The 9,515-nt window shown below is 50.3% G+C and carries 21 protein-coding genes; 20 read left to right on the top strand and 1 reads right to left on the bottom strand.

All coding sequences use genetic code 11. From position 1 onward, the window contains the following. From ABLV07_RS15825 to bfr, 3 genes are all read left to right on the top strand, one after another. Positions 1 to 77 (top strand): elongation factor Tu (locus tag ABLV07_RS15825; protein WP_072077167.1); only part of this gene is annotated, 77 nt, incomplete at its 5' end. A gap of 180 nt (positions 78 to 257) precedes the next feature. Then, complete coding sequence (gene bfd, locus ABLV07_RS15830; RefSeq protein WP_015369419.1) at positions 258 to 452, top strand: bacterioferritin-associated ferredoxin; 195 nt, start codon at positions 258 to 260, stop codon at positions 450 to 452. Positions 453 to 526: 74 nt separating this feature from the next. Next, a complete protein-coding gene (gene bfr, locus ABLV07_RS15835; RefSeq protein WP_015369420.1) occupies positions 527 to 1,003 on the top strand; it encodes a bacterioferritin in 477 nt (158 codons plus the stop codon). On the opposite strand, the gene ABLV07_RS15840 is transcribed toward bfr, so the two are convergent. Then, positions 987 to 1,469, bottom strand: a complete 483-nt coding sequence (locus tag ABLV07_RS15840) for an A24 family peptidase (RefSeq protein ID WP_047054509.1) — start codon at positions 1,467 to 1,469, stop codon at positions 987 to 989. The two genes, bfr and ABLV07_RS15840, sit on opposite strands and share 17 nt — an antisense overlap. A 376-nt stretch (positions 1,470 to 1,845) precedes the next feature. On the opposite strand from ABLV07_RS15840, the gene rpsJ reads away from it, so the two are divergent. The 17 genes from rpsJ (at position 1,846) to rplF (ending at position 9,506) form a co-directional block, all read left to right on the top strand. Next, a complete protein-coding gene (gene rpsJ / locus ABLV07_RS15845; RefSeq protein ID WP_001181005.1) occupies positions 1,846 to 2,157 on the top strand; it encodes a 30S ribosomal protein S10 in 312 nt (103 codons plus the stop codon). A gap of 32 nt (positions 2,158 to 2,189) precedes the next feature. Next, positions 2,190 to 2,819 (top strand): 50S ribosomal protein L3, encoded by a 630-nt coding sequence (rplC, locus tag ABLV07_RS15850; protein WP_015369422.1) that lies wholly within the window; start codon positions 2,190 to 2,192, stop codon positions 2,817 to 2,819. Positions 2,820 to 2,829: 10 nt separating this feature from the next. After that, the gene (rplD, locus tag ABLV07_RS15855) at positions 2,830 to 3,435 is read left to right on the top strand and encodes a 50S ribosomal protein L4 (RefSeq protein WP_000424395.1); all 606 of its coding nucleotides are present in this window, start codon (positions 2,830 to 2,832) and stop codon (positions 3,433 to 3,435) included. Beyond that, positions 3,432 to 3,734 (top strand): 50S ribosomal protein L23, encoded by a 303-nt coding sequence (gene rplW / locus ABLV07_RS15860; protein ID WP_000617546.1) that lies wholly within the window; start codon positions 3,432 to 3,434, stop codon positions 3,732 to 3,734. The genes rplD and rplW overlap by 4 nt, the downstream gene beginning before the upstream one ends. 17 nt (positions 3,735 to 3,751) lie before the next feature. Next, positions 3,752 to 4,573, top strand: coding sequence for a 50S ribosomal protein L2 (gene rplB, locus ABLV07_RS15865; protein WP_015369423.1), 822 nt, complete (start codon positions 3,752 to 3,754; stop codon positions 4,571 to 4,573). Between the two features lie 16 nt (positions 4,574 to 4,589). Continuing rightward, positions 4,590 to 4,868, top strand: a complete 279-nt coding sequence (gene rpsS, locus ABLV07_RS15870) for a 30S ribosomal protein S19 (protein ID WP_001138115.1) — start codon at positions 4,590 to 4,592, stop codon at positions 4,866 to 4,868. 14 nt (positions 4,869 to 4,882) lie between these two features. After that, on the top strand, positions 4,883 to 5,215 hold the full coding sequence (rplV, locus tag ABLV07_RS15875) for a 50S ribosomal protein L22 (protein ID WP_002919773.1): 333 nt from the start codon (positions 4,883 to 4,885) through the stop codon (positions 5,213 to 5,215). Positions 5,216 to 5,232: 17 nt separating this feature from the next. After that, positions 5,233 to 5,931 (top strand): 30S ribosomal protein S3, encoded by a 699-nt coding sequence (rpsC, locus tag ABLV07_RS15880; protein ID WP_002919766.1) that lies wholly within the window; start codon positions 5,233 to 5,235, stop codon positions 5,929 to 5,931. Between the two features lie 12 nt (positions 5,932 to 5,943). Next, entirely contained in the window at positions 5,944 to 6,354 is a 411-nt protein-coding gene (gene rplP, locus ABLV07_RS15885; RefSeq protein WP_002919759.1) for a 50S ribosomal protein L16, read from the top strand. Next, positions 6,354 to 6,545: a 50S ribosomal protein L29 gene (gene rpmC, locus ABLV07_RS15890; RefSeq protein WP_002919754.1), complete on the top strand. Its 192-nt coding sequence runs from the start codon at positions 6,354 to 6,356 to the stop codon at positions 6,543 to 6,545. Before rplP ends, rpmC begins: the two co-directional genes overlap by 1 nt. After that, positions 6,545 to 6,799, top strand: a complete 255-nt coding sequence (rpsQ, locus tag ABLV07_RS15895) for a 30S ribosomal protein S17 (protein ID WP_002438707.1) — start codon at positions 6,545 to 6,547, stop codon at positions 6,797 to 6,799. The genes rpmC and rpsQ overlap by 1 nt, the downstream gene beginning before the upstream one ends. Positions 6,800 to 6,963: 164 nt before the next feature. Continuing rightward, positions 6,964 to 7,335: a 50S ribosomal protein L14 gene (rplN, locus tag ABLV07_RS15900; RefSeq protein WP_000613954.1), complete on the top strand. Its 372-nt coding sequence runs from the start codon at positions 6,964 to 6,966 to the stop codon at positions 7,333 to 7,335. A 10-nt stretch (positions 7,336 to 7,345) separates the two neighbouring features. Further along, a complete protein-coding gene (gene rplX, locus ABLV07_RS15905; RefSeq protein ID WP_015369424.1) occupies positions 7,346 to 7,660 on the top strand; it encodes a 50S ribosomal protein L24 in 315 nt (104 codons plus the stop codon). A gap of 14 nt (positions 7,661 to 7,674) precedes the next feature. After that, positions 7,675 to 8,214, top strand: a complete 540-nt coding sequence (gene rplE / locus ABLV07_RS15910) for a 50S ribosomal protein L5 (RefSeq protein ID WP_003031123.1) — start codon at positions 7,675 to 7,677, stop codon at positions 8,212 to 8,214. Between the two features lie 14 nt (positions 8,215 to 8,228). Next, positions 8,229 to 8,534: a 30S ribosomal protein S14 gene (rpsN, locus tag ABLV07_RS15915; protein WP_002919667.1), complete on the top strand. Its 306-nt coding sequence runs from the start codon at positions 8,229 to 8,231 to the stop codon at positions 8,532 to 8,534. Between the two features lie 33 nt (positions 8,535 to 8,567). Then, positions 8,568 to 8,960, top strand: a complete 393-nt coding sequence (gene rpsH / locus ABLV07_RS15920; RefSeq protein WP_008807048.1) for a 30S ribosomal protein S8 — start codon at positions 8,568 to 8,570, stop codon at positions 8,958 to 8,960. 12 nt (positions 8,961 to 8,972) lie between these two features. Continuing rightward, positions 8,973 to 9,506: a 50S ribosomal protein L6 gene (rplF, locus tag ABLV07_RS15925; protein WP_008807049.1), complete on the top strand. Its 534-nt coding sequence runs from the start codon at positions 8,973 to 8,975 to the stop codon at positions 9,504 to 9,506. Positions 9,507 to 9,515: the final 9 nt, after the last annotated feature.

A 9,515-nucleotide genomic window follows, 5' to 3' on the forward strand; every position in this document is an offset into this window, starting at 1 on the left:
ACGATGGTCTGCGTTTCGCAATCCGTGAAGGCGGCCGTACCGTTGGCGCGGGCGTTGTAGCTAAAGTTCTGGGCTAATTCGTTAGCTTTGAATTAAAAAGGGCGCTTCGGCGCCCTTTTTGCTGTCTATGATTTGGTGATAAGCCGCGATGGTATAAATATTCATAAAGTGCGCCGCCAGGGATAATTAATAAACAGTCTATTGTAATCATAACTATTCTCATTTAAACTTTGTGCATAAATTGAACGGGAGTTTATATGTACGTTTGTTTGTGCAATGGCGTAAGCGATAAAAAAATCCGTCAGGTTGTGCGTCAATTTCAACCGCAATCTTTTCAACAATTACGCAAGTTTATTCCCGTTGGAAATCAATGCGGTAAGTGCGTCCGCGCGGCACGTGAAGTGATGGAAGATGAATTAACCAGCATGCCGGAATTCAAAGAAATCGCCTGATCGCGACTCTTCTCTTTTTGACATCCTTATAGCCCGGACTACGCTTCAATAAGTGGAAGCGGAGGGACTTTATAATGAAAGGTGATGTCAAAATCATAAGTTATCTCAATAAATTATTGGGAAACGAACTGGTCGCTATTAACCAGTATTTTCTTCATGCAAGAATGTTCAAGAACTGGGGCCTGATGCGCCTCAACGATATTGAATATCATGAATCTATCGATGAGATGAAACACGCCGATAAGTACATCGAGCGTATTTTGTTTCTTGAAGGGCTGCCTAACCTGCAGGATCTTGGCAAACTTGGCATCGGTGAGGATGTCGAAGAGATGCTGCAGTCTGACTTACGGCTGGAGCTCGAAGGCGCGCAAAACCTGCGTGAGGCAATCGCCTATGCCGACAGCGTTCATGATTATGTCAGTCGCGATATGATGATTGAAATCCTTGCCGATGAAGAAGGCCATATTGACTGGCTGGAAACCGAGTTAGATCTAATCGGCAAAATCGGTCTGCAAAATTACCTTCAATCGCAGATCAAAGTGTCAGACTAGCGAACGTCTGCCACCCGCACCAAAAACCCGCTGCAGTCAGAAATGGCCCAAACGGCAGCGGGTTGTTCAAACCCCATCGTTGTTGCTTACTCCTCCTGAACAACGCCAATGTCATCCATGTCATCCCGGCAAGCAGCGATGCGGCCAACACCAGCTGCGGCAACCTCTGCCAGCCATGCCAGGCGCCGAGGGCGGCAAGATATTTAATGTCGCCGTATCCTAATCCCTCATAGCCGCGAAACACCCTATATAGCCAGTAGAGCAGGGCAAAAATGAGATAGCCTGCAATTGCCCCCCAGACGGCATCCTCTAGCCGCTGCGGCGCCAGACACAGGTAAAAAACAAAACCGCTCCACAGCAGGGGACAGGTGAGGCTGTCAGGAAGAAGACCGCGAAGCAGGTCCTGCCGGCATAACGCCAGGGTTAATCCACAATAACAAACTAAGAAGGGGAGGACGGTAAGCATGGAACACTCCTGTTCGGGGATAATGCGCTCACTTTGCTTATCGTCGCGCGATAGCGCAAAGCGCATTTGTGTAAGATGGATGGCTGCTTCCTGACTTATTTATCGTGTTATTGCATTGCCGAACGCCTGGGCGAGAAGACACGCAAATTGTGGTGATGATTTTCTAATCAGCACTTGCGTCGCGCCTGAATTTGCGTATAATGCGCGGGCCTGTCAAAATTGACGGCCGGTTCGATATGAGCCCTGGTAGCGCAGTTTGCTACCTAACAATGTTCCCAATCGGGGAACTCTGTAAGAACGGTTACACTCTCCCATCAATCGTAATGGGTATGAGGAGTAATCATTTCGTCTATAAAATAATTGGAGCTCTGGTCTCATGCAGAACCAAAGAATCCGTATCCGCCTTAAAGCGTTTGATCATCGTCTGATCGATCAATCAACCGCGGAAATCGTCGAGACTGCTAAGCGCACTGGTGCGCAAGTCCGTGGTCCGATCCCGCTGCCGACCCGCAAAGAGCGTTTCACCGTTCTGATCTCTCCGCACGTCAACAAAGATGCGCGTGATCAGTACGAGATTCGTACTCACAAGCGTCTGGTTGACATCGTTGAGCCAACTGAAAAAACCGTTGATGCTCTGATGCGTCTGGACCTGGCTGCCGGTGTAGACGTGCAGATCAGCCTGGGTTAATCAGGTCATCGAGCGATTGAGAGGTTGATACAATGATTGGTTTAGTCGGTAAAAAAGTGGGTATGACCCGCATCTTCACTGAAGATGGCGTCTCTATCCCAGTAACCGTTATCGAAGTTGAAGCAAACCGCGTTACTCAGGTCAAAGATCTGGCTAACGATGGCTATCGCGCTATTCAGGTTACCACTGGTGCTAAAAAAGCTAACCGTGTAACTAAGCCGGAAGCTGGTCACTTTGCTAAAGCTGGCGTAGAAGCTGGCCGCGGCCTGTGGGAGTTCCGTCTGGCAGATGGTGAAGAATACACCGTTGGTCAGAACATTAGCGTTGAACTGTTTGCTGACGTTAAAAAAGTTGACGTAACCGGTACCTCTAAAGGTAAAGGTTTCGCTGGTACCGTTAAGCGCTGGAACTTCCGTACCCAGGACGCTACCCACGGTAACTCCTTGTCTCACCGCGTTCCGGGTTCTATCGGTCAGAACCAGACTCCGGGCAAAGTGTTCAAAGGCAAGAAAATGGCAGGTCAGCTGGGCAACGAACGCGTTACTGTTCAGAGCCTGGACGTAGTACGTGTTGACGCTGAGCGCAACCTGCTGCTGGTTAAAGGTGGTGTTCCGGGTGCAACCGGCTGCGACCTGATCGTTAAACCAGCTGTGAAGGCGTAAGGGGATAGCAATGGAATTAGTATTGAAAGACGCGCAGAGCGCGCTGACTGTTTCCGAAACTACCTTCGGTCGTGATTTCAACGAAGCGCTGGTTCACCAGGTTGTTGTTGCTTATGCAGCTGGTGCGCGTCAGGGTACTCGTGCTCAGAAGACTCGTGCTGAAGTAACTGGTTCAGGCAAAAAGCCATGGCGCCAGAAAGGTACCGGCCGTGCGCGTTCAGGTTCTATCAAGAGCCCGATCTGGCGTTCCGGTGGCGTAACCTTCGCTGCTCGTCCGCAGGACCACAGTCAAAAAGTTAACAAGAAGATGTACCGCGGCGCGCTGAAAAGCATTCTGTCCGAACTGGTACGTCAGGATCGTCTGATCGTTGTCGAGAAGTTCTCTGTAGAAGCGCCTAAAACTAAGCTGCTGGCTCAGAAACTGAAAGACATGGCTCTGGAAGATGTGCTGATCATCACCGGTGAGCTGGACGAGAACCTGTTCCTGGCCGCACGTAACCTGCACAAGGTTGACGTACGCGATGCGACTGGTATCGACCCGGTTAGCCTGATCGCCTTCGACAAAGTCGTAATGACTGCTGATGCTGTTAAGCAAGTTGAGGAGATGCTGGCATGATTCGTGAAGAACGTCTGCTGAAGGTGCTGCGCGCACCGCACGTTTCTGAAAAAGCGTCTACTGCGATGGAAAAAACCAACACCATCGTTCTCAAAGTTGCTAAAGACGCGACCAAAGCAGAAATCAAAGCTGCTGTGCAGAAACTGTTTGAAGTCGAAGTCGAAGTCGTTAACACCCTGGTAGTTAAAGGGAAAGTTAAACGTCACGGACAGCGTATCGGTCGTCGTAGCGACTGGAAAAAAGCTTACGTCACCCTGAAGGAAGGCCAGAATCTGGACTTCGTCGGCGGCGCTGAGTAAGTCGGAGGAGTAATACAATGGCAGTTGTTAAATGTAAACCGACATCTCCGGGTCGTCGCCACGTTGTTAAAGTGGTCAACCCAGAGCTGCACAAGGGCAAACCTTTTGCTCCGCTGGTTGAAAAAAACAGCAAATCCGGCGGTCGTAACAACAATGGCCGTATCACCACTCGTCATATCGGTGGTGGTCACAAGCAGGCTTACCGTATTGTTGACTTCAAACGCAACAAAGATGGTATCCCGGCAGTTGTTGAACGTCTTGAGTACGATCCGAACCGTTCCGCGAACATCGCGCTGGTTCTGTACAAAGACGGTGAGCGCCGTTACATTCTGGCCCCGAAAGGCCTGAAAGCTGGCGACCAGATTCAGTCTGGCGTTGATGCTGCAATCAAAGCAGGCAACACCCTGCCGATGCGCAATATCCCGGTTGGTTCTACCGTTCATAACGTAGAAATGAAACCAGGTAAAGGCGGTCAGCTGGCTCGTTCCGCTGGTACTTACGTTCAGATCGTTGCTCGTGACGGTGCCTATGTCACCCTGCGTCTGCGTTCTGGTGAAATGCGTAAAGTCGAAGCAGACTGCCGCGCTACTCTGGGCGAAGTTGGCAATGCTGAGCATATGCTGCGCGTTCTGGGTAAAGCAGGTGCTGCACGCTGGCGTGGTGTTCGTCCTACCGTTCGCGGTACTGCGATGAACCCAGTCGATCACCCACATGGTGGTGGTGAAGGTCGTAACTTTGGTAAGCACCCGGTATCCCCGTGGGGCCTGCAGACCAAAGGTAAGAAGACCCGCAGCAACAAGCGTACTGATAAATTCATCGTACGTCGCCGTAGCAAATAATTTTAGAGGATAAGCCATGCCACGTTCTCTCAAGAAAGGTCCTTTTATTGACCTGCACTTGCTGAAGAAGGTAGAGAAAGCGGTGGAAAGCGGAGACAAGAAGCCCCTGCGCACTTGGTCCCGTCGTTCAACGATCTTTCCTAACATGATCGGTTTGACCATCGCTGTCCATAATGGTCGTCAGCACGTTCCAGTCTTTGTTTCCGACGAAATGGTTGGTCACAAACTGGGTGAATTCGCACCGACTCGTACTTATCGCGGCCACGCTGCTGATAAAAAAGCGAAGAAGAAATAAGGTAGGAGGAAGAGATGGAAACTTTAGCTCAACATCGCCATGCTCGTTCTTCTGCTCAGAAGGTTCGCCTTGTAGCTGACCTGATTCGCGGTAAGAAAGTGTCGCAGGCCCTGGATATTCTGACCTACACCAACAAAAAAGCTGCTGTACTGGTCAAGAAGGTACTGGAATCTGCCATTGCTAACGCTGAACACAACGATGGCGCTGACATTGATGATCTGAAAGTTGCGAAAATTTTCGTAGACGAAGGCCCGAGCATGAAGCGCATTATGCCGCGTGCTAAAGGTCGTGCAGATCGCATCCTGAAGCGCACCAGCCACATCACTGTGGTTGTGTCCGATCGCTGAGACTCTGGAGACTAGCAATGGGTCAGAAAGTACATCCTAATGGTATTCGCCTGGGTATTGTCAAACCATGGAACTCTACCTGGTTCGCGAACACCAAAGAATTCGCTGACAACCTGGACAGCGATTTTAAAGTACGTCAGTTCTTAACTAAAGAGCTGGCTAAAGCGTCTGTATCTCGCATCGTTATCGAGCGTCCGGCTAAGAGCATCCGTGTGACCATTCACACTGCTCGCCCGGGTATCGTTATCGGTAAGAAAGGCGAAGACGTAGAAAAACTGCGCAAGGTCGTAGCGGATATCGCTGGCGTTCCTGCACAGATCAATATTGCCGAAGTTCGTAAGCCTGAACTGGACGCTAAATTGGTTGCTGACAGCATCACTTCTCAGCTGGAACGTCGCGTTATGTTCCGTCGTGCTATGAAGCGTGCTGTACAGAACGCAATGCGTCTGGGCGCTAAAGGTATCAAAGTTGAAGTTAGCGGCCGTCTGGGCGGCGCGGAAATCGCACGTACCGAATGGTACCGTGAAGGTCGCGTACCGCTGCACACTCTGCGTGCTGACATCGACTACAACACCTCTGAAGCGCACACCACTTACGGTGTAATCGGCGTTAAGGTATGGATCTTCAAAGGTGAGATCCTGGGTGGTATGGCTGCTGTTGAACAACCGGAACCGGCTGCTCAACCTAAAAAGCAGCAGCGTAAAGGCCGTAAATAAGGAGCGTCGCTGATGTTACAACCAAAGCGTACAAAATTCCGTAAAGTGCACAAAGGCCGCAACCGTGGTCTGGCGCAGGGTACGGATGTTAGCTTCGGCACTTTCGGTCTGAAAGCTGTTGGCCGTGGTCGTCTGACTGCACGTCAGATCGAAGCAGCACGTCGTGCTATGACCCGTGCAGTTAAGCGTCAAGGTAAGATCTGGATCCGTGTATTCCCGGACAAACCGATCACCGAGAAGCCGCTGGAAGTTCGTATGGGTAAAGGTAAAGGTAACGTGGAGTACTGGGTTGCCTTGATTCAGCCGGGTAAAGTCCTTTATGAAATGGACGGCGTACCGGAAGAGCTGGCCCGTGAAGCATTCGGCCTGGCAGCAGCGAAACTGCCGATCAAAACCACCTTTGTAACTAAGACGGTGATGTAATGAAAGCAAAAGAGCTGCGTGAAAAAAGCGTTGAAGAGCTGAACGCTGAGCTGCTGAACCTGCTGCGTGAGCAGTTCAACCTGCGTATGCAGGCTGCAAGTGGCCAGCTGCAACAGACTCATCTGCTGAAGCAAGTGCGTCGTGATGTTGCACGCGTTAAGACTTTACTGACTCAGAAGGCGGGTGCGTAATGACCGATAAAATCCGTACTCTGCAAGGTCGCGTAGTTAGCGACAAAATGGAGAAATCCATTGTTGTTGCTATCGAACGTTTTGTGAAACACCCGATCTACGGTAAATTCATCAAACGTACGACCAAACTGCACGTACATGACGAGAACAACGAATGTGGTATCGGCGACAAGGTTGAAATCCGTGAATGCCGTCCACTGTCCAAGACTAAGTCCTGGACGCTGGTTCGCGTTGTAGAGAAAGCGGTTCTGTAATAGAGTACGCATTCTCAATACGAATAAACGGCTCAGCGATGGGCCGTTTATTTTTTCTACCCATATTGCAGAAGCGGTGTTATAATGCCGCGCCCTCGATATGGGGCTTTTTAACGACCCAGCTTTTGGGTCCCAGTAGTAGTTGACATTAGCGGAGCACTAAAATGATCCAAGAACAGACTATGCTGAACGTCGCCGACAACTCCGGTGCACGTCGCGTAATGTGTATCAAGGTTCTGGGTGGCTCGCACCGTCGCTACGCAGGCGTAGGCGACATCATCAAGATCACCATCAAAGAAGCAATTCCGCGTGGTAAGGTCAAGAAAGGTGATGTGCTGAAGGCGGTAGTGGTGCGCACCAAGAAGGGTGTTCGTCGCCCGGACGGTTCTGTCATTCGCTTCGATGGTAATGCATGCGTTATTTTAAACAATAACAGCGAGCAACCTATCGGTACGCGTATTTTTGGGCCGGTAACTCGTGAACTTCGTAACGAGAAGTTCATGAAAATTATCTCTCTGGCACCAGAAGTACTCTAAGGAGCGAATCATGGCAGCGAAAATCCGTCGTGATGACGAAGTTATCGTGTTAACCGGTAAAGATAAAGGTAAACGCGGTAAAGTTAAAAATGTCCTGTCTTCCGGCAAGGTCATTGTTGAAGGTATCAACCTGGTTAAGAAACATCAGAAGCCGGTTCCGGCCCTGAACCAACCAGGCGGCATCGTAGAGAAAGAAGCAGCTATTCAAGTCTCTAACCTTGCTATCTTCAACGCGGCAACCGGCAAGGCTGACCGTGTAGGCTTTAGATTCGAAGACGGCAAAAAAGTCCGTTTCTTCAAATCTAATAGCGAAACTATCAAGTAATTTGGAGTAGTACGATGGCGAAACTGCATGATTACTACAAAGACGAAGTAGTCGCTAAACTCATGACTGAGTTTAACTACAATTCTGTCATGCAAGTCCCTCGGGTCGAGAAGATCACCCTGAACATGGGTGTTGGTGAAGCGATCGCTGACAAGAAACTGCTGGATAACGCAGCAGCTGACCTGACAGCAATCTCCGGTCAAAAACCGCTGATCACCAAAGCACGCAAATCAGTTGCAGGCTTCAAAATCCGTCAGGGCTATCCGATCGGCTGTAAAGTAACTCTGCGCGGCGAGCGCATGTGGGAGTTCTTTGAGCGCCTGATCACTATTGCTGTACCGCGTATCCGTGACTTCCGTGGCTTGTCCGCTAAGTCTTTCGACGGTCGTGGTAACTACAGCATGGGTGTCCGTGAGCAGATCATCTTCCCAGAAATCGACTACGATAAAGTCGACCGCGTTCGTGGTTTGGATATTACCATTACCACTACTGCGAAATCTGATGAAGAAGGCCGCGCTCTGCTGGCTGCCTTTGACTTCCCGTTCCGCAAGTAAGGTAGGGTTACTTAATGGCTAAGCAATCAATGAAAGCACGCGAAGTAAAGCGCGTGGCTTTAGCTGATAAATTCTTCGCTAAACGCGCTGAACTGAAAGCTATCATCTCTGATGTGAACGCAACCGACGAAGATCGTTGGAACGCTGTTCTCAAGCTGCAGACTCTGCCGCGTGATTCCAGCCCGTCTCGTCAGCGTAATCGCTGCCGTCAAACAGGTCGTCCGCATGGTTTCCTGCGGAAGTTCGGGTTGAGCCGTATCAAGGTCCGTGAAGCCGCTATGCGCGGTGAAATCCCGGGTCTGAAAAAGGCTAGCTGGTAATTGTCACCAATTGAATCACGGGAGTAAAGACAGATGAGCATGCAAGATCCGATCGCGGATATGCTGACCCGTATCCGTAACGGTCAGGCCGCGAATAAAGCTGCGGTCACCATGCCTTCCTCCAAGCTGAAAGTGGCAATTGCCAACGTGCTGAAGGAAGAAGGCTTTATTGAAGATTTTAAAGTTGAAGGCGACATCAAGCCGGAACTGGAACTGACTCTTAAGTATTTCCAGGGTAAAGCTGTTGTAGAAAGCATTCAGCGTGTCAGCCGCCCAGGTCTGCGCATCTACAAACGTAAAGATGAGCTGCCGAAAGTTATGGCGGGTCTGGGTATCGCAGTTGTTTCTACCTCTAAAGGTGTTATGACTGATCGTGCAGCGCGCCAAGCTGGTCTTGGTGGCGAAATTATCTGCTACGTAGCCTAATCGGAGGAAAAAATGTCTCGTGTTGCTAAAGCACCGGTCGTTGTTCCTGCCGGCGTTGACGTTAAAGTCAACGGTCAGGTTATTACGATCAAAGGTAAAAATGGCGAGCTGACTCGTACTCTCAACGATGCTGTTGAAGTTAAACATGCAGATAATGCACTGACCTTCGGTCCGCGTGATGGTTACGTAGACGGATGGGCTCAGGCTGGTACCGCGCGTGCCCTGCTGAACTCAATGGTTATCGGTGTTACCGAAGGCTTCACTAAAAAGCTTCAGCTGGTTGGTGTAGGCTATCGTGCAGCGGTCAAAGGGGATGTAGTAAACCTGGCTTTAGGTTTCTCTCATCCTGTTGAGCATAAACTGCCGGCCGGTATCACTGCAGAATGCCCGACTCAAACTGAAATCGTGCTGAAAGGCGCTGATAAGCAGGTGATCGGTCAGGTTGCAGCAGATCTGCGCGCCTACCGTCGTCCTGAGCCTTACAAAGGCAAGGGTGTTCGTTACGCCGACGAAGTCGTGCGTACCAAAGAGGCTAAGAAGAAGTAAGGTAACACT

The sequence above is a fragment of the Klebsiella sp. CN_Kp097 genome, assembly GCF_040064495.1.
GTDB classification, from domain to species: domain Bacteria; phylum Pseudomonadota; class Gammaproteobacteria; order Enterobacterales; family Enterobacteriaceae; genus Klebsiella; species Klebsiella aerogenes.

Excerpts from the sequence above, each read along its gene's own strand:
- rplP (WP_002919759.1), top strand. The coding sequence starts at position 5,944 with ATGTTACAACCAAAGCGTACAAAATTCCGTAAAGTGCACAAAGGCCGC.
- rplX (WP_015369424.1), top strand. The coding sequence starts at position 7,346 with ATGGCAGCGAAAATCCGTCGTGATGACGAAGTTATCGTGTTAACCGGT.
- rpsC (WP_002919766.1), top strand. The coding sequence starts at position 5,233 with ATGGGTCAGAAAGTACATCCTAATGGTATTCGCCTGGGTATTGTCAAA.
- rplW (WP_000617546.1), top strand. The coding sequence starts at position 3,432 with ATGATTCGTGAAGAACGTCTGCTGAAGGTGCTGCGCGCACCGCACGTT.
- rpsN (WP_002919667.1), top strand. The coding sequence starts at position 8,229 with ATGGCTAAGCAATCAATGAAAGCACGCGAAGTAAAGCGCGTGGCTTTA.
- ABLV07_RS15840 (WP_047054509.1), bottom strand. The coding sequence starts at position 1,469 with ATGCTTACCGTCCTCCCCTTCTTAGTTTGTTATTGTGGATTAACCCTG.
- rpsJ (WP_001181005.1), top strand. The coding sequence starts at position 1,846 with ATGCAGAACCAAAGAATCCGTATCCGCCTTAAAGCGTTTGATCATCGT.
- rplC (WP_015369422.1), top strand. The coding sequence starts at position 2,190 with ATGATTGGTTTAGTCGGTAAAAAAGTGGGTATGACCCGCATCTTCACT.
- bfd (WP_015369419.1), top strand. The coding sequence starts at position 258 with ATGTACGTTTGTTTGTGCAATGGCGTAAGCGATAAAAAAATCCGTCAG.
- rpsQ (WP_002438707.1), top strand. The coding sequence starts at position 6,545 with ATGACCGATAAAATCCGTACTCTGCAAGGTCGCGTAGTTAGCGACAAA.
- rplE (WP_003031123.1), top strand. The coding sequence starts at position 7,675 with ATGGCGAAACTGCATGATTACTACAAAGACGAAGTAGTCGCTAAACTC.
- rpsH (WP_008807048.1), top strand. The coding sequence starts at position 8,568 with ATGAGCATGCAAGATCCGATCGCGGATATGCTGACCCGTATCCGTAAC.
- rplV (WP_002919773.1), top strand. The coding sequence starts at position 4,883 with ATGGAAACTTTAGCTCAACATCGCCATGCTCGTTCTTCTGCTCAGAAG.
- rplN (WP_000613954.1), top strand. The coding sequence starts at position 6,964 with ATGATCCAAGAACAGACTATGCTGAACGTCGCCGACAACTCCGGTGCA.
- bfr (WP_015369420.1), top strand. The coding sequence starts at position 527 with ATGAAAGGTGATGTCAAAATCATAAGTTATCTCAATAAATTATTGGGA.
- rplF (WP_008807049.1), top strand. The coding sequence starts at position 8,973 with ATGTCTCGTGTTGCTAAAGCACCGGTCGTTGTTCCTGCCGGCGTTGAC.
- rpsS (WP_001138115.1), top strand. The coding sequence starts at position 4,590 with ATGCCACGTTCTCTCAAGAAAGGTCCTTTTATTGACCTGCACTTGCTG.
- rpmC (WP_002919754.1), top strand. The coding sequence starts at position 6,354 with ATGAAAGCAAAAGAGCTGCGTGAAAAAAGCGTTGAAGAGCTGAACGCT.
- rplB (WP_015369423.1), top strand. The coding sequence starts at position 3,752 with ATGGCAGTTGTTAAATGTAAACCGACATCTCCGGGTCGTCGCCACGTT.
- rplD (WP_000424395.1), top strand. The coding sequence starts at position 2,830 with ATGGAATTAGTATTGAAAGACGCGCAGAGCGCGCTGACTGTTTCCGAA.